The 16,639-nt window shown below is 58.7% G+C and carries 13 protein-coding genes; 5 read left to right on the top strand and 8 right to left on the bottom strand.

The window, feature by feature from the left end; genetic code table 11:
• Positions 1-179 precede the first annotated feature (179 nt).
• A complete protein-coding gene (locus AC57B1_RS14070; RefSeq protein ID WP_496417791.1) occupies positions 180-1,376 on the top strand; it encodes a DesA family fatty acid desaturase in 1,197 nt (398 codons plus the stop codon).
• On the opposite strand, the gene AC57B1_RS14065 is transcribed toward AC57B1_RS14070, so the two are convergent.
• Entirely contained in the window at positions 1,367-1,885 is a 519-nt protein-coding gene (locus AC57B1_RS14065; protein ID WP_496417790.1) for a RidA family protein, read from the bottom strand. The genes AC57B1_RS14070 and AC57B1_RS14065 overlap by 10 nt on opposite strands.
• A 188-nt stretch (positions 1,886-2,073) precedes the next feature.
• On the opposite strand from AC57B1_RS14065, the gene AC57B1_RS14060 reads away from it, so the two are divergent.
• The gene (locus tag AC57B1_RS14060; protein ID WP_496417789.1) at positions 2,074-3,567 is read left to right on the top strand and encodes a cytochrome P450; all 1,494 of its coding nucleotides are present in this window, start codon (positions 2,074-2,076) and stop codon (positions 3,565-3,567) included.
• Between the two features lie 122 nt (positions 3,568-3,689).
• On the opposite strand, the gene AC57B1_RS14055 is transcribed toward AC57B1_RS14060, so the two are convergent.
• Entirely contained in the window at positions 3,690-4,439 is a 750-nt protein-coding gene (locus AC57B1_RS14055; protein WP_408348591.1) for a Crp/Fnr family transcriptional regulator, read from the bottom strand.
• 1,108 nt (positions 4,440-5,547) lie between these two features.
• Here AC57B1_RS14055 and AC57B1_RS14050 point away from each other — a divergent pair.
• The 3 genes from AC57B1_RS14050 to AC57B1_RS14040 all read left to right on the top strand — a co-directional run bounded on the left by AC57B1_RS14050 (position 5,548) and on the right by AC57B1_RS14040 (position 11,319).
• Positions 5,548-7,095, top strand: a complete 1,548-nt coding sequence (locus AC57B1_RS14050) for a methyl-accepting chemotaxis protein (RefSeq protein WP_496417788.1) — start codon at positions 5,548-5,550, stop codon at positions 7,093-7,095.
• A gap of 440 nt (positions 7,096-7,535) precedes the next feature.
• Positions 7,536-9,428, top strand: coding sequence for an EAL domain-containing protein (locus AC57B1_RS14045; protein ID WP_496417787.1), 1,893 nt, complete (start codon positions 7,536-7,538; stop codon positions 9,426-9,428).
• A 217-nt stretch (positions 9,429-9,645) separates the two neighbouring features.
• Positions 9,646-11,319 carry a GGDEF domain-containing protein gene (locus AC57B1_RS14040; RefSeq protein WP_496417786.1) on the top strand — a complete coding sequence of 558 codons (1,674 nt, stop codon included), beginning with the start codon at positions 9,646-9,648 and terminating at the stop codon, positions 11,317-11,319.
• A gap of 60 nt (positions 11,320-11,379) precedes the next feature.
• Here AC57B1_RS14040 and AC57B1_RS14035 read toward each other — a convergent pair whose 3' ends face one another.
• From AC57B1_RS14035 to AC57B1_RS14010, 6 genes are all read right to left on the bottom strand, one after another.
• On the bottom strand, positions 11,380-11,742 hold the full coding sequence (locus AC57B1_RS14035; protein WP_496417785.1) for a cupin domain-containing protein: 363 nt from the start codon (positions 11,740-11,742) through the stop codon (positions 11,380-11,382).
• Between the two features lie 147 nt (positions 11,743-11,889).
• On the bottom strand, positions 11,890-12,966 hold the full coding sequence (locus AC57B1_RS14030; RefSeq protein WP_496417799.1) for a polyamine ABC transporter substrate-binding protein: 1,077 nt from the start codon (positions 12,964-12,966) through the stop codon (positions 11,890-11,892).
• A gap of 314 nt (positions 12,967-13,280) precedes the next feature.
• Entirely contained in the window at positions 13,281-13,502 is a 222-nt protein-coding gene (locus tag AC57B1_RS14025; protein WP_091808973.1) for a hypothetical protein, read from the bottom strand.
• A 197-nt stretch (positions 13,503-13,699) separates the two neighbouring features.
• A complete protein-coding gene (locus AC57B1_RS14020; protein ID WP_408186596.1) occupies positions 13,700-14,002 on the bottom strand; it encodes a DUF4148 domain-containing protein in 303 nt (100 codons plus the stop codon).
• Between the two features lie 170 nt (positions 14,003-14,172).
• Positions 14,173-15,258 (bottom strand): aldose epimerase family protein, encoded by a 1,086-nt coding sequence (locus tag AC57B1_RS14015; RefSeq protein ID WP_408348577.1) that lies wholly within the window; start codon positions 15,256-15,258, stop codon positions 14,173-14,175.
• 33 nt (positions 15,259-15,291) lie between these two features.
• Positions 15,292-16,509 carry a XylR family transcriptional regulator gene (locus tag AC57B1_RS14010; protein ID WP_408348574.1) on the bottom strand — a complete coding sequence of 406 codons (1,218 nt, stop codon included), beginning with the start codon at positions 16,507-16,509 and terminating at the stop codon, positions 15,292-15,294.
• Between the last annotated feature and the right edge of the window lie 130 nt (positions 16,510-16,639).

Here is a 16,639-nt window from a genome sequence, read left to right as displayed (position 1 = left end):
AAAGAGTCGTGACTGCACGGTCACCTCGCGCCCGGATCGCCAACCCCCGTCTTGCCGGTGTCGATCAGTTCGTCCCGAATCCTCTGCTGCGTGCGTTGACCTGTCGCCTGCCCGAAACGTCAGGCCGGTGATCATGTGTTTCTGGATTGGCGCTACGCCGTTGTAGAAAGAGGGTTCACTTGTTTAGTCATACACTCGCATTCTTCTCAGAGGGCCTACTGGCCTTTTCGTGGTGGCAGATCCTGCTGGCCACGCTGGTGTCGACGCACATTACGATCGTTAGCGTGACGGTCTATCTGCACCGGTGCCAGGCGCATCGCGCGCTTGATCTGCATCCTCTCGCCAGTCATTTTTTTCGTTTCTGGTTATGGATGACAACCGGGATCGTGACCGGCAAGTGGGCAGCGGTTCACCGCAAACACCATGCGAAGTGCGAGACGCAGGAGGATCCTCACAGCCCACGGGTCAGCGGAATCTGGAGGGTCTTGCTTGGCGGCGCCGAACTCTACCGCACCGAAGCGAAGAACGAGGAGACGCTGCGCCGGTTCGGCCACGGCACGCCGGCCGACTGGCTGGAGCGGAATGTCTATGAAAAATATCCGGATCTGGGTATCAGCCTGTTGATGGTGATCGACGTGGCGCTGTTTGGTATTGTCGGCGTATCGGTGTGGGCCGTTCAGATGATGTGGATTCCTTTCTGGGCCGGCGGCGTGGTCAACGGGCTGGGCCATTTCTGGGGTTACCGCAACTTCGGTCCTCCTGATGCAAGCACGAATGTGATTCCGATCGGCATTCTGATCGGCGGAGAAGAACTTCACAATAATCACCATGCGTATGCAACGTCCGCAAAGCTGTCGAACAGGTGGTACGAGTTCGACATGGGCTGGATGTATATTTGCGTGCTTTCCGCACTCGGGTTGGCCACAGTCAGGAAAGTGACGCCTAAACCGCGAATGGTCAAAGGCAAAGCGGTTCTCGACGACGAGACGCTGCAAGCCGTGCTTCGAAACCGCTGCGAGGTGATGGCAAGTTATGCGAGAACGGCTGAGCGCGCCTACCGGGAGGAATTTGCGCGGGTGAAGCATATCAGCCGGAGGGAGAGAGCCTTGCTGATGCGTGGTGTGAAAAAATGGTTTCGCGACGGGGACGCAGGACAAGGCGGAGCGGGTCATCCCGTGCCCAAGGAACTCTGCGGCAACGACGCGAAGCTTCTTGTCTACCTCGAACTGCGCGAGGATCTGGCGGCAATCTGGGACCGCTCGAATCGCTCTCGCGAACAACTCCTGTTTCAGCTGGAAGACTGGTGTCGACGCGCTGAACAGAGTCGAATCGACGCACTAAGGGAGTTTTCGCTTCGTCTTCGCCACTACGGTTGAGGTTCAAGGCTGTCGCTTCGGCCGCCGTCGATTTCGAGCTCAGCCTCGCACTCGACTGGCACATTCAGAGGAAGCGCCACGCCCACTGCCGAGCGAGAGTGCGTGCCAATGTCCGGCCCAAACACTTCAAGAATGAGATCAGAGTAGCCATTGGCGATCTTTGGCATCTGATCGAAGCCCGGCGCTACATTAATCATTGCAAAAACGCGCAGCCATGCCGTAATGCGATCCAGGTCTCCAAGCGCTTTCTGCAGGCTCGCCAAATGCGCGAGCGCCACGAGGCGCGCCGCTGTATAGCCTTCGTCCACCGATACTTCAGCGCCAACTCTGCCGACCGGTTGCGCAATTGTCCCGTTGAGGTTGAGCGGAACGTGTCCTGAAACGAAAGCTCGCGCACCTCGTAATCGAACCCATGCAAAGGGCAAAGTCATGCGGATGTTTGCCGGCATCTGTAGCGGCGCAGGCAACGTCAAGCCTAATTCCGCCAACTTCGCTTCGATTCGCGCCATGATCACCTCCTCAGAGTTCCGCCTACCGGACTGGGCATGGTTCTTTGCTGCTCGACCTGGCAGGGCAGTCTAAATTTATCGCTTCCCAGAATCGTTCTATTGAAGCTAGTAGTACGTAGTACCGCACCGCCTGATTTCTGAAAGCCGGCATTCTCCCGACTCCGCGCATGCTGGATGATCTATGCTGAATGACTGATAGTCAGCGCCAGGTTGCGGCCGTCTCGATCAAGGAACCGCGAAACAAGGGGCATTTCATGGATACAGTGTCCACTTCCCACATCCGGTACAGGCAGGTGGCCGATCTCCCATGCCCGAAGGGTTTGCCTTTTTTTGGCAACCTCCATCAGCTATCCCCGACCCGGCTGCACCTCGTACTCGAACAATGGGCGCGGGAGCTTGGCTCGCCTTTCAGGTTTCAGATCTGTCGAATGCCGGTGACAGTGTGGACGGATCCGGAGCTATGTCAGACCATCATGCGCGAACGTCCGCACCGGTATCGCCGTTATGCGTCGATAGAGTCGGTGCTGGAGGAAATCGGCTGCAACGGTCTCTTCTCGGCCGAGGGCGCAGCGTGGGCGCCGCAGCGAAAGCTGATTATGCATTCGTTGTCCATTCCGCATATCAAAGCCTTTTATCCCAGTCTGAAGGCCATCACGGAAAGGCTTTACCTACGTTGGCAACGCGCGGCGGCGCACGGAACTGTAGTCGAGATGACTGACGATCTCAAGCGCTACACGGTGGACGTCACAAGTGCTCTTGCTTTTGGCGAGGACTCGAGGACCATCGACCAGGATCGTGGTGTCATACAGGAGCATCTCGCGCTGATCTTTCCCATGTTGATGAAACGTATCAACGCGCCTTTTCCCTACTGGCGATACGTGAGATTTCCTCGGGACCGCGAACTCGACCGCTCTCTGATCGAAGTTCACCGGTATGTGCGAAATATGATGAGCCGGGCACGTGAGCGTATGCGCGACGAACCGTCGGAGTCTCCACGTCATCTTCTTGAAGCGATGCTGGTCATGCGCGACGCGCCACAGTCCGACGTAACCGATGACCAGGTGGCTGCGAATGTTCTCACGCTACTGCTTGCAGGCGAAGACACGACGGCGAATTCCATAGCGTGGACGCTGCTATACGTTGCTACGGATCCGGCTTTGCAACAGCGGCTCTTTGACTCGTCGCGCAGTGTGCTCGGTTCTTCATCCGTGTGCCCGGACTTTACGTCGTTAAAGCAGTTGGATCTGTGTGAGGCAGTGTGCACGGAAACCGGAAGGCTCCGTCCGGTCGCCGCGGTGAATTCGTTTGAGCCATTGGAAGACGTGTGTCTCGCCGACATCCTGCTTCCGGCCGGCACGAAAATGTTTTTCCTGAATCGGCCCGCCACTATCGACGCGCGCAATTTTTCGAATCCTTTGCAGTTCGACCCGGATCGATGGCTGCATGACGATAGCCGCTCGCGTACAGTGCACGACTCACGTGCATATCTGCAGTTCGGTGCCGGGCCGCGTGTATGTCCGGGACGTTATTTGGCCGCTGTGGAAATGCGCCTCGTGCTGTCGATGCTGATGGCCAATTTCACGGTCCGAATGGCCGTCGACCCGGATACGATTCGGGAGATCACTGCGTTCACTATGGTCCCGAGTGCGATGCCGGTGCATCTTTCGGCGCGGACCGTATAGTTGTCCTCCGCGCGCCGGCTGCATGATCGCTACAGCATCTCGCTCCATGTTATGACAGCAACCATCAAGGGCTGGCTTGGATAAGCCCACCATTGGCCCGTTTTATGATCGTGCGCAGGCATTCAACGCGACTCTGAAAACCATCTCCGCAAAAGCTGCACGTCCGGAATGCGGATATGCCGGCCCTTAGCCTCGATGAGATTCAGATCGCAAAGGCGGGTGAATGCCCTGCTCACGGTTTCCAGTCGCAGACCGACAAAATCGGCAATATCGGTCCGACTGAGCGGAAGCGAAAACTCGGTGAAATGCTGTTTGCGCGCGGCAAGCTGGTCCGAGAACCAGAGGAGGAAACCACACACACGCCGTTCGGCATTGGCGCTCGCCGTGGACAGGAACGCCGCCTGCCGTTGTTGCATGACGCGCGCAACGAGACGTTGAAATTGGGTGCCAACCAACTGGTTCTGGGAGATACGCCGCAACAGGTGCCGGTAAGGGATAACACAGAAGACCGAATTCTCAAGGGCAACCACCGTGACGGGTTGTGCTCCGGACGCAGCGCCGAGAAAACCAACCACATCACCTCTCAGTGCAAGCGCCGCGATCTGAAGACGCCCGTCGACGGATCGCACGACGGCTTTTGACGAACCGCTCGCAATCGCGAAGACATGCGTGAACGGCGATCCTTGCTCATAGAGAACCTTGCCCTGTTGTACGCGCCTTCTTTCGACGACCACGTCGGCGAGACTCGACATCTGATGCGAGTCGAGGCCACTCCCAAGACACAAGTCGCGGATTCCGCATTGAGCGCAATGATTGAGGCGCTCGCTAGCGAAAGATTGCTTGCCAAGGGCGATGAGGAGTTCGTGGTCCATGAATGATGAGTACCGGGTGAGCCGCGCGCATGGCGTAGTTTTGATTGGCGGTGCATGACCCTTTCGTCAGCGAAATGGCGAGGGGGGTGTCTATTCGCAGTTGGATGCGCCAGCGCCGTTGCGCCAGTTGTGCCGGCGGTGCCTGGCCATCCACACCGTGGCCTACGCTGCGTCGATTGGCTGTCTCAATCTAAATATAGTCATTAGCCCAGATTGCAAAGGCGAACCAAAATCGCCGATTCGGCTCACGGCTGCATGTCCCCTCCGCGCAGGTTTCGCTGTTGACCTGACATGCTGGAAAAACTGTGTCCTGAACCGATCATATTCCCCGCTCGACTTTAAGCGCTTACCGTTACAGCGCATGAAGTTGACTAAAGTCAAACGAGAAGGTTTGCCGAGCCGCCAATGGCCCAAGTGTGGCGATATGAACCGGTATCTTGGTAGGGACCTTAAACCAGCTATCTAAAGCGCCCCATGAACGGGCGTGCATTCGTCAGACTTTTGCTATTTCAAGTCATATGACCCGCCCACTTGCAGGCGCACTTTCTTATGCGTGATCGATGGTGTTCGTGCATGCGGTCAGCGGATGACCATTGTCTGACGTTGTTCGACAAGTGGTGCGAGAGACGCGCGGTGCTGCCGCTGTGCTACTTGTTGAACGCATGGCCGATGACGTGCGCGTCGGGCTCAGCGATCAATCGCCTTTATGCGCGGTTAGATGAACTACTGGCCAACGAGTGTGCGGGATTGCGCGAAAGCGAGCGTAAGACAATCTACCTGATTCTGCGGAACCGATGCATCCATATCGAGGGCGCGGCTGACGAAGTTGCGAACTTGCTATGCGAAGTGTGTTCGCGCCGGCGCTACGAGCTGCCTATCGTGCAACGGCACGCCTGCTAGCGGGGACTGAATTGTTCCGTGAGCGCGGGCGCAGTTTGCAGGTGGCGATTGAGTAAACGTCAATCTGCCTTGTCAATGATAATTGGTAGACCGAACATTATATTGAAGTCAGGTTTTCTCTAAAGATATCGAGCCTGAGGCCGTTAGCAAGCTGTGGGGATGCCGCACTGTCTGATCGTTGTGATCAATTTGAGAGGTTTGTTAGCGTATGAAGTTGTCCTTCTCCCAGAAGCTCTGGCTCCCGCTCGTTCTGAGCCTGTCATGTCTTGCCGGCATGTCGATCTACAACGCCTACGAAGAGAGGGAGGGGCAGTTGGATGATCGAAAAATGGATCTGGTCCACGCTTCGGATATCGCCCTTAGCATCGTCAAGACATATGGTGATGCGGTAGCGGCGGGATCATTGTCCGAGACGGAAGCCAGGAAACAGGCCATGGATAAGGTCCGTGCTATCCGGTACGGCGACGAAGGCTATTTCGCGATCATCGATTCGCAAGCAACAGTGCTGATGCACCCGACACGGCCAGAGTTGAACGGCAAGGACGCGAGCAGCTACCAGGACCCGAACGGCGTGTATGTTTTTCGCGCCGCCGTTGATGCCGTCAAGCGCAGCGGCAAAGGGTTCAACGAGTACGCATTTCCGCGGCCGGGCTCGACCGCGGCCTCTCCGAAAATTTCGTACAACGTGAGCTATCAGCCGTGGGGCTGGATTCTCACGACAGGAGTCTACGTCGACGACATCGACGCGGCGTTCCGGTCAATGTTGTATCGCAGCCTTGGAATCATGCTGGTGCTAGTCGGCGCTTTGTCGACTGTCGTGGTGCTATTTAATCGCAGCATCCTGCGCGCGATGGGCGGAGAACCATCCTACGCGGCTGAACTCGCTAACCAGATTGCCAGCAATGACCTGACCGCTGTGGTCAAAACGAATCGGGATGATCAATCGAGCCTGCTATTTTCGATGAAGAGCATGCAGGAGCAACTTACGCGAACGATCGGCGCAATCAAGGTTTCTGCCGATTCGATCGCGACGGCTTCGCATCAGATTGCAGTCGGTAATCAGGACCTGTCTCAGCGTACGGAGGAGCAGGCTGCGGCCTTGGAGCAAACAGCAGCCAGCATGGAACAACTGATATCCACGGTTACTCAGAACGCCGAGAATGCGAGCGAGGCTAATCATCTCGCTGCTCAGGCGGTCAAAGTGGCCGAACAGGGCGGTGTCGTGGTAACGCGCGTGGTGGAGACCATGGACGGGATCAACGCCAGTTCCGACAAGATTGCCGATATTGTCGGCATGATCGAAAGCATCGCATTCCAGACGAATATCCTCGCCTTGAACGCAGCTGTGGAGGCGGCGCGTGCCGGCGAGCAGGGCAGAGGTTTTGCGGTGGTCGCCTCCGAGGTGCGCTCCCTCGCGCAGCGTTCGTCGACCGCGTCGAAAGAGATCAGGGAACTCATTCTTGATTCCGTGCAGCGGGTGCGCACCGGTGCCGGCTACGCGCAGGAAGCCGGCGAAGCCATGGACAGGATTACGCAGGAGGTGAAGCGTGTGACGGATCTCATGAGTGAAATCGCAGCTTCTTCGCAGGAACAGAGCAAGGGCATCGGCGAGGTCAATGAGGCTGTTACGCAGATGGATCAGGTCACGCAGCAGAACGCGGCACTGGTCGAAGAAGCCACGGCCGCAGCCAGTTCGCTGGAGATGCAGGCAGACGATCTGAAGGCTGCCGTTTCCATGTTCCGGCTAGATGCATAGCGTGGTGCCGGCGTGTGCTTCGCCGCTCAGGCGCGCAGTGCGGTTCCGGCGCGTGTCGATGCATCGCGAAGCCCGCCTTGATGCCACCGGCACTCATGCCCGCACGGACTGCGCGGCCCGCTGCCAACAACATGCAAGAAAGCCTACACCCCGGAGCTTCCATGGCCATGTCGAAAGACGTTTCCGACGCAACGCCTGAGAACGACCTGATGGACGACGGTTCACATCTGTACAGCCAGGCATGGGCGTCGTCGCTCACCTCGCTGACGGAGGTGTTGCGGCACAATGCCGCCGATATCGTCAAGCGATTCTATGATGGCCTGATTCGCCTGCCCAAGTCGGAGCACACGCTTTCGGCGCTGTCGGAGCGGGAACTTCAGCATCTCAAGACGCAACAGATCCAGAATCTGTACGCGCTGGCGTCGCCGGAGCTAACCGCGATGGATCATCGCGCAATGGCGTTGCGGGTCGGACGTATCCACGCCATTGTCGGATTGGAGTGGGAAGACCTGATTCGCAGCCGGGGCATTCTTTCCGCTGCGATTCACGACACACTCGATACGACACTGCACGGCAGGGCGCTGGCGATACTGGGAAGGCGATTGACGCAGGATCTGGCGTGGCAAACGGAGGCCTACCAGCGTCTGCAGACTTCGCGTCAGGACGTACTGTTGCGCGTGACCCGGCTGGCGTGGGACGTGGAGAGTTACACGGATCTAATCGGCCGGGTTGTTCAGATCCTCGGCGAACACGACGAGGTCGCGGGCTGCTCCGTTGGGCGACCCGATAGTCATGGGATTTTTCGCTTCGAGTCGGTGTCAGGCAAAACCATGGAGCGGTACCTTGCCGACATGGAGAACTCGACCCAACGGCCGATCTCGAACGGCGACCTGCCTCAAGGCCAAGGCCCGGTCGGGCGCGCCTGGCGTAGCGGAAACGTGGAGCGAAGCATCAACTTTGCGACGGATCCCCTGATGGCGCCGTGGAAGACACTGGCAATGCAGGAGAATTTCCGCTCCAGCGTGGCGATTCCTTTACGTCAACCCGGGCATAGTCCCAAAGCCATTCTTTTGCTCTACAGCGCGTTTCCCGGCGGGTATTCGGCAGCGGACCAGATGGCCTTCATCACGCCATTACAAACTCTTCTGGGGCTCGCAATTGCGCGGATCGAGAATCAGGAAGGGCGGACTCAGGCGGTCCCTTATGCGACGCGGCAGCATTGGGCGGCGCTGCTCAGATCGGATGCGCTGGAAATGCACTATCAGCCGCTATTGGACCTCAAAACCGGGCAGGTGACCAAAGTCGAAGCGCTGGCTCGACTGCGCGACGGTGATAGGGTTCTGACGCCTGGTGAGTTTTTCCCGGCGCTGTCCTCGGATGATTTCCTCGACCTCTACGTCCGGGGCTTGGCACAGGTGCTGTCGCAGCGCAATTGCTGGCTCCAGGCGGGTTTCGAGTTGAAGGTGTCGGTGAATCTGCCGTCCAGTGCGTTGGGTGACAACCGCTATTTCGAAGCCACCCGGCAAGCCTTGACGGAATACGTTTGCTGCCCGGACATGCTGACCCTCGAAATTCTGGAAACGGATGCACTTCCATCCGGCATGGATGTGTGCGGCGAACTGGCGAAATTCAAGTTGCTCGGCATCAACCTGGCCGAAGACGATCTCGGGTCCGGGCACAGCAGCCTGAATCGGTTGCGTGAACTGCCGTTTGACTGGATCAAGATCGACCGCAGTATCGTGAGTGTTGCGGGTCAGGATGCCTCTAATGTGTTGCGTTTCGTCTATCAGTTGACAAGGCTTGGCCGCTCGTTGGGTAAATCGGTGGTCGTGGAAGGGATTGAAGATGCGGGCATGCTGGAGGCCATCGTCATTCTCGGTGCCGACGTCGCTCAAGGCTATGCGATTGCGCGCCCCATGCCCGCGCAGCAGTTGACGGTGTGGATGCATAACCGGCCCCAGTTGCCGCGTTCTCTGAACGCGAAAAGTGCGTTGGGGAAACTGGCTACGTTGTTGATCTGGGAAGAACGCCTGCATCTGATTTGCGAGGACCCGCGCGCTTTTGGCAGGCTGTTTGACATTGTGACGACGCCACCCGCGATCGGAGTCGTTGCGGCGGCTGCGCCGGCGCCACTCGACTCGGCGTGTCAGGTTTGTCCATTCTCCAGGTTCTTTAGTGAAACGGAGTCCATTCTGCCGAGGGAACTGTCGGATCCGACCGCGCAGCGAGCGCTGATTGCGGCGGCGGTAAGTCACGGACCGGACAGTGTGGCCTATCGGTCGGCACGCCAGAGGTTGGTGACCGCCATCATGAGCGAAGCGGTGGAACACTGAGCGATGTCACCTCCCGCAGGCGGCTGCAACGTACCGGGATGTGATCGCATACGTGTGCGCCCGTTCTCGGGGTATCCCTCTTCTTTTTGACGCGCGACGTCTTGCGCAAGTTTCCATGATCAGGAATGCATTCTCCGCCATGTCCATAGACAGGCGTTTTAGTCTCAGTGTCGCAGTCGCACTCCTTCCGGTCCTGGTTTTGTGTGGCAGGCTGGTCGTGCACGAGTGGCACTCGTATATTGTCGCTGACGACGCTCTCTACGCGTTCCAGAGCCATCGCGCCGGATTGCAGGCAATCGAGCGCGTCTCGGCTGAGCGCGGCCCGACGAACAGCGTGCTGGGCGAAGACTTACCGACTCCTGACGCGAGAAGTGCGAAGCTGCGTCTCGCGCGCGAGGAGAGTGATGCCGCGATCGAGAAGTTGATCGAGATGCTTCAGTCCGGCCACTGTCCAGCATGTGCCGTGGAGCTTGCGCATATCAGGGAAGCACGCGACGAGCTCGCAGCCGCACGGGTGAATGTCGATGCGCTCATCCGTCTGCCGTTGGCACAACGGCGGGAGCGTGCGGTGTCGAGCGCAGTGGACGGGATGATCAAGGTCATTCCACAGTTTGCGCCCGCGATCGACGCGTTGGCCGCAAATGTGGTCAAGGGCGATACGCGTGCGTTGAATTGCCTGATTCTTGCCACGCTGACCGCGGATCTGCGGGAAGCGGCTGGCCAACTCGGCTCACACTTTACGGCGACCCTGACGGCGCGCAGAGCGCTCGGTGAAGACGATCAGCTCGCCATCGAGCGGACGCAGGGGAGAGTCGACCAGTTGCGTGAACTGATCGATGCGCATGTCCGGGACCGGTCGGCGCTGGAATCAACGGCGTTCGACAAAATGAATCAGCAGTATTTCGGGGAGGGCATTGACTATATCGCAGAGGTTCGCCGCCTCGCGAGCCGGCCGGGCGGCGCCGGCATATCTCCCGCGCAACTGGCGGATCACTATGTGCCGCTGATGCGGCCGGTTACGGCGTTCCGCGACCAGGTGCTGGATCTTGCTGACACGGAGATCCGTCAACACCGTAGCAATGCCTTGATGCTACTTGCGGCCAGCGCCCTCTCCGTATTTCTGCTGTTGGCGATACTGCTTTCGATCGCGACGTTATTCAGAAGACGCGTGATTCGACCGCTCCTCGACGCAACGCATGTAATTGGCGCGATAGCAAACGGCGACCTCACTGCGGAAATTCCGGCAGCGCGCTATCGGGGTGAGATCAAGGCCATGTTCAATGCAATCGGCGTGCTGAAAGCGAACAGCGTCGAGCGGCAGCAGCTCGAACGCGAACGCGGCCGTCTGATCCATGAACTGAAAGCCATGGCGGAAACCGACTTCCTGACTCACCTGCTCAATCGCCGCGCGTTCGAAAGCAGGGCGCGCGTGAGCTGTGCCGAACGGAATGCGGCCGAACCGGAACTCGCGCTGATCATGTTCGACATCGACCACTTCAAGAGGATCAACGATACTTACGGTCACGCCACAGGCGATCACGCGTTGCAACTCGTCGCCCGTCTTTGCCGTGAAACCTGCCGGGATTCGGATGTCGTCGCGAGATGGGGTGGGGAAGAGTTTGCGGTACTCAGCCGCGTGCACGATGCAGCAGAGGCGCTTGCGATAGCGGATCGCTTGCGTCGCAAGATCAGCGAGACCCGAATCCCTTGCAACGGCGGCGATGGTTTCACTATCACCGCAAGCTTTGGCGTCGCGCTCGCGTCAGCCTGCGAATCGCGCGACGTGGGCCGTCTTTTCAGGCACGCCGATCGTCTGTTGTATCAGGCAAAAGAGGCTGGGCGTGATCGGATCGTTGCCGATCCGCTCGGCGTGCCAATCGGCAACGCCTGACAACATGGCTTAGTGGCGAGCGCGCCTCCTTCATCAGCCGCCTCGAAGCGGCCATACAATCTAGCCTTTGAACTCGACCGAAACAAAGACCTTCTTGCACGTCTCGACAACCTCCCAGGTTCCCTGAAATCCTGCGGGAATCAGAAACCGGTCCCCCGCGCGCACGGTTTTGGCGGTTCCATTCGCGTCCCGAATGACCGACACGCCTTCGAGAATCTCGCAGTATTCGCTTTCGGTGAAATTCACGGCCCACTGGCCGCAAGCCCCTTCCCATATTCCCGCCGTGAGCTGTCCGCACGGGCTGGCGAAATGCGTATGAACGGTCTGGGAAGGATCACCGGCCAGCACAGTTTCTGCCTTCGGCATGTACTCGGTGCTTTCCTTGGCAGGCGCTGAAAAATCCACGATGTTCAGAATACTCATAAAGTCTCGAATGGAGGAATAAAGAGAACGCAACGGAAAAGAAGCGCAGCGCGGGCACCCACTGCCCGCGCCACGCCCAAAAGAATGTCGCCCGATAGCAATAGCGCAAAGAGCGATTCAAAACACAATCGCCAGGCACTCAGTCACTCAACTGCCTGACTTCAATTGGGCCCAAAGCCGGTTCTCGAGCCGCATGATCGGCGCAGGCTGTGGCCGCATCAACGTCATCTTGTTCAGCACGGCTTCAGGCGGATACACATTCGCATCCTGCTCGATCGCCGGCGTCACGTACTGCCGCGCTGTGCGATTCGCAGTCGGATAGAACACTTCGTTCGTAATCTCCGCACTCACTTTCGGATCTTCGATGTAGTTCATCCACTTCATCGCCGCTTCGGGGTGCGGTGCATCTTTGGGTATCACCATCACGTCCATCCAGACGAGGCCCGCGTCCTTGATGTTCGAGAACCGCACCTCATACGAGCGTCTGGCTTCCGATGCGCGTCGCCGTGCAATCCCCACGTCGCCGGAAAAGCCGAATGCCACGCAGATGTCGTTGTTTGCCAGATCGTTGATATAGCCGGACGAATTGAATTGGGTGATATAAGGCCGGACTTTCTTCAGCACCTCATATGCGGCCTGGTAGTCGCCGGGATTAGTGCTGTTCGGATCCTTATGCATGTACTGCAGCACGGCGGGGAAGACGTCGGCGGCCGAGTCGAGAAACGACACCCCGCAGCTTTTCACCTTCGCGAGATTCGCCGGGTCGAATAACAGCGACCAGCTATCCACAGGCGCTTCGCCTCCAAGCGCTTTCTTCACCGCTTGCACGTTGTAGCCGATACCGTCGGTGCCCCACGCCCACGGCACGCCGTATTGATTGCCGGGGTCCGCGTCGGCAATCAGTTTCATCAAGCCAGGATCGAGGTGGGCGAGGTTCGGCATCTTCGATTTGTCGATTTTCTGATAGATGCCGGCTTCGATCTGCCGCGCCATATAACTCGATGTCGGCACCACGATGTCATAGCCGGAACTGCCCGCAAGCAGTTTGGCCTGCAACGTGTCGTCACTGTCGTAACTGTCGTATTTCACGTTAATGCCGGATTGCTTTTCGAAGTTGGCAATCGTGTCCTTGCCAATGTAGTCCGACCAGTTATAGACATTCAGCGATGTGTCCGCAGCGCGCGCGGCGTTCATTGCGGTCAAAGCGGTCAGCGAGCACAGCATCGTGCCGGCAAGCGAAAGCAGCGTGGCGTGACGAGTCTTCATTCTGCAATCTCCTTGATATCGATCTTCAGTTTTCACCGCAGTACGGGCGTGCGCGTGCCTTCCTTCTCGATTCGCGCAATCCGCAACGAATGCGAACGACGACAAGAGACGTGGCGCCGCCTGCCGCGGCGCAAGCGCACAGCAGAGCTAAAAAGAATGCGGATAAGCGCCGGCAAGCGAGCTTGCCGGGCATGAACGGACGACGTTGCAGGCGCGAGCGCTAAACGAACGGCCCCTCGCACGCAACACGGGTCCGCGAAAGGAGAAGGGGACTAGGGCAGAAGCGACGCGATCTCGTCGGTGCGCACAGGAATGGCCGAGGGTGCTGCAACGACGTTATGCCGGCGTACGGAGCGACGCGACAATACCGTGTCGATAGACAGGGGGCGGGATGGCGAAGCGCAGTGACTTCCCTGATGAGCGATCGGACAGCCGAACAGGATCGTTCTTTCCCGACCGCGCTGGTATCTCACCAATGGACCACGGACTTTCACGATTGAACCCGAAGCGACGTTGAGTAGAAGTTCTCGATAATGCACATGCATGCACGGTGAGAACCACCGAACTGCCGTCCTAGGATAGCCGAGCCATTATTTTCGTCAAAGGATTTTCTGACAATACGCTGGTGAACGTATTAATGCGAGCGCATGACATGACGCATGGCTCGCATCGAATGCGCGACGATGACGCACTATTGACCCTGCAGATTCGGATTGCCGGCGGGAACGCCAGAGCCGGTTTCGGACGAGCCAGTCGTGGAGGGACCATATCCGGTAGCCGCATTGTTCTGCGCGGAAACGCGCGCTTCGGCCGCCTGAATGTCGGCGGGATAGGTGGAGTCGGTTGCGACCGCGGGGTTGTAGCCGGCCTGTTCGAGTTGCTTCAATTGCGCCTTGACCTCGGCACGCGTGAGCGGTTGCTCGGATTGCGCGAACGACGCCAGCGGGGCGGCCAGCACGACGACTAGCGCCACTGCCTTGATGAGCGATTTCATGATGCTTCCCTCCGAGAATTTTTTTGGGGCGCCGCACCAATCTTCGGCACCATGCACGGATTCTAGGAAGCGAGTGCTCCAGGGGAAACCACTAACGCGGTAATTCAGTGTTGCGGCAAACAACAAGTCGGCGTGATGTAATGTCCGCCGTAATATTTGAGTAAACGTTTTTACACGCCTTGGCGTACATCCACTCGGTAGGCGGTGACCTGCCGATAGGTGTCGCCTGCGCGCACGATCACCTCGTCCTGTTCGGCCATGTTGACCTGATTCGGAAATCCGCCTGCTTCGAGACAAAAGCCCGCGTGCGGTTGATACGCAATGCCGCCGCGTCCCACATCGCCATTCAGTGAATTGCCGCTATAGAACTGTAAGCCGCGTTGATCGGTCGACACGGTCAATTCACGTCCGCTGCCAGGGTCGTAGGCGCGGGCAACCTGGCGCATGGCCGGCGTGCCGCTATTCGTGCCGAACTCACGCGTATCGCGCAGCACGTAGCAATGATCGAATCCGCCGGCCGTCGCCAACTGTGCGTGCGGCCATTCGAGCCGTGCACCGATCGGTGCGCTCTGCCGAAAATCGAAGGCGTTGCCCGCCACCTCGGCCAGCTTGCACGGAATCAGGTCGGTGTCGACTTCGAAGAACCGGTCGGCATCGATCGACAGCATATGACCACGAATGTCCGCACCCGCGCGGCCGGTGAGGTTGAAGTACGGATGGCTCGTCAGATTGAGCGGCGTAGCCGCATCCGTGACGGCTTCATAGGCGATGGTCAGCGTGCCGTCGTCGTCGAGCGAGTAGCGCACTTGCGTTGTCACATTGCCCGGAAAACCGGCGTCGCCTTCGGGCGACTCCAGACGCATGAGCAGCGCGCCGTTGTCCTCGCTCGCATCCCATAGCCCGCGATGAAACCCGCTCGTGCCACCATGCAACAGATTCGTGCCGTTATTCCGGTCGAGCGTGTATTCGATACCGTCGAGTGTGAAGCGCGCATTGGCGATGCGGTTCGCCCAGCGTCCTATCAGTCCGCCCATATAGGTGCTGGCCGCTACATACTCGGCGGGCGTGTCGTGACCGAGCAGGATATCGCCGAGTACGCCGGCACGATCCGGCGCATGCCACGACACCAGCGTCGCGCCAAGATCGCTGATGGCGACTTTCATGCCGTGCGCGTTACGCAGCGTGAAGAGCCGGACGGCGTCGCCGCCGCGCAATGTGCCCCACGGCTCAGAAGAAAGTTGTGCAATGCTGATCATGTCGTTGGTGAGAAGAAAAGAGAATAGGCATGCTCAGCCCGGCGCCGGTGTCGAATTCACCCGCTCCTGGTACTCTCGCGGCGTGCAACCGAGTTCACGGCGAAACACCGCATACATGTATTGCAGTGACGTGAAGCCGCAACGGATCGCCACTTCCGCGCTCGACGCATCGCGCTTCGCCAATAGCGCCTTCGCCACATCGAGTTTATGGCGCAGGATTTCCTGATGCACGGTGCACTGCCGCTCGCGCCTGAAGTACTCTTCGAGCGACGAACGCGACACGCCCACATAATCGGCGACCTGTTCGGTGCGAATACCCTGGCATGCGTACTGGCGAATAAAGTGGCGAGCCCGCATCACGTAAGGACTCGCAAGCGGTTGGTGCCTGGTCGACTCGAGCACGTTGATGCCGACTGGCGGCACGAGAATGCGCCGCCCCGGAAAGCGCGCGCCATGCAGCATTTGATGCAACAGGTGAGCCGCGGTGCGGCCCATTTCCTCAGTGCCCTGAATTACCGAAGACAATGGAATTCGCGTCAACGTGCGCGTCAACGGATCGTTGTCGATGCCGATGATCGCGACTTCCTCCGGCACGGGAATTCCGGCAATCAAACACGCCTGGAGCAGATGCCGGGCACGCGCATCGGTCACGGCAATGATGCCGACCGGCTTCGGTAAATCCCGCAGCCATGCGGTGAGCTGCTCGGTCGCCTGATTCCATGACGGCGCGCTGGTCGAAAGTCCGCGATACATCTCGCTGTCGATCTGCGCGGCGCTGCGGCCATCCGCTCTGCGCAAATGGGCGAACGCGAGTTCGCGCTGTTGCGCCCAGCGGTTTTCCTGTGCCTGCGGCAGGCTGTACAACGCGAAGTGCTGGAGACCCGCGCCGATCAGATGCGTATAGGCGAGCGAGATGAGCTTGCTGTTGTCGGTGGCGATATAGGGTAAATCCGGAGGGTAGTGCGCAGGATCTTCGAATGACGAACCCACGGCAACCACGGGCAATGGACAATCGCGCAACGCTTCGCCCACGGCGGGATCGTCGAAATCCGCAATGATGCCGTCGCCGTCGAAGCGTTCAATGCCCGTTAGCCGGCAGCGAAAGTCTTCTTCGAGAAAGAGGTCCCACGCCACACGCGTGGACAGCAGGTAATTACCAATGCCGGTGATGATCTCGCGATCGTAGACCTTGTTCGCGTTGAACAGCAGGGCGATCCGATGGGTCGTCTGTGGTGTTTGCGGACGGGTCATGGCGGTAAGCGGCGTTGGGTGCCCATTTAGCGCGGCACCGGTTTTAAGCGTCTGGTTATTCTAGGCCTCGAATCACGGCCTGGTGCGAAACAAATTGGCGGGCGGTAAGAAACATCAAGCGCGCTGCGCA

It is taken from the genome of Paraburkholderia sp. BGA-UO-ETr-F21 (genome assembly GCF_059567925.1).
Note: the sequence above shows the minus strand (reverse complement) of the source record. Positions and strands in the feature narration are given on the sequence as shown.

What these genes read in the sequence shown, in the direction of transcription:
- AC57B1_RS14065 (WP_496417790.1), bottom strand. Translation starts at nt 1,885, where the DNA reads ATGGCGCGAATCGAAGCGAAGTTGGCGGAATTAGGCTTGACGTTGCCT.
- AC57B1_RS14060 (WP_496417789.1), top strand. Translation starts at nt 2,074, where the DNA reads ATGACTGATAGTCAGCGCCAGGTTGCGGCCGTCTCGATCAAGGAACCG.
- AC57B1_RS14055 (WP_408348591.1), bottom strand. Translation starts at nt 4,439, where the DNA reads ATGGACCACGAACTCCTCATCGCCCTTGGCAAGCAATCTTTCGCTAGC.
- AC57B1_RS14050 (WP_496417788.1), top strand. Translation starts at nt 5,548, where the DNA reads ATGAAGTTGTCCTTCTCCCAGAAGCTCTGGCTCCCGCTCGTTCTGAGC.
- AC57B1_RS14045 (WP_496417787.1), top strand. Translation starts at nt 7,536, where the DNA reads ATGGATCATCGCGCAATGGCGTTGCGGGTCGGACGTATCCACGCCATT.
- AC57B1_RS14035 (WP_496417785.1), bottom strand. Translation starts at nt 11,742, where the DNA reads ATGAGTATTCTGAACATCGTGGATTTTTCAGCGCCTGCCAAGGAAAGC.
- AC57B1_RS14030 (WP_496417799.1), bottom strand. Translation starts at nt 12,966, where the DNA reads ATGCTGTGCTCGCTGACCGCTTTGACCGCAATGAACGCCGCGCGCGCT.
- AC57B1_RS14020 (WP_408186596.1), bottom strand. Translation starts at nt 14,002, where the DNA reads ATGAAATCGCTCATCAAGGCAGTGGCGCTAGTCGTCGTGCTGGCCGCC.
- AC57B1_RS14015 (WP_408348577.1), bottom strand. Translation starts at nt 15,258, where the DNA reads ATGATCAGCATTGCACAACTTTCTTCTGAGCCGTGGGGCACATTGCGC.
- AC57B1_RS14010 (WP_408348574.1), bottom strand. Translation starts at nt 16,509, where the DNA reads ATGACCCGTCCGCAAACACCACAGACGACCCATCGGATCGCCCTGCTG.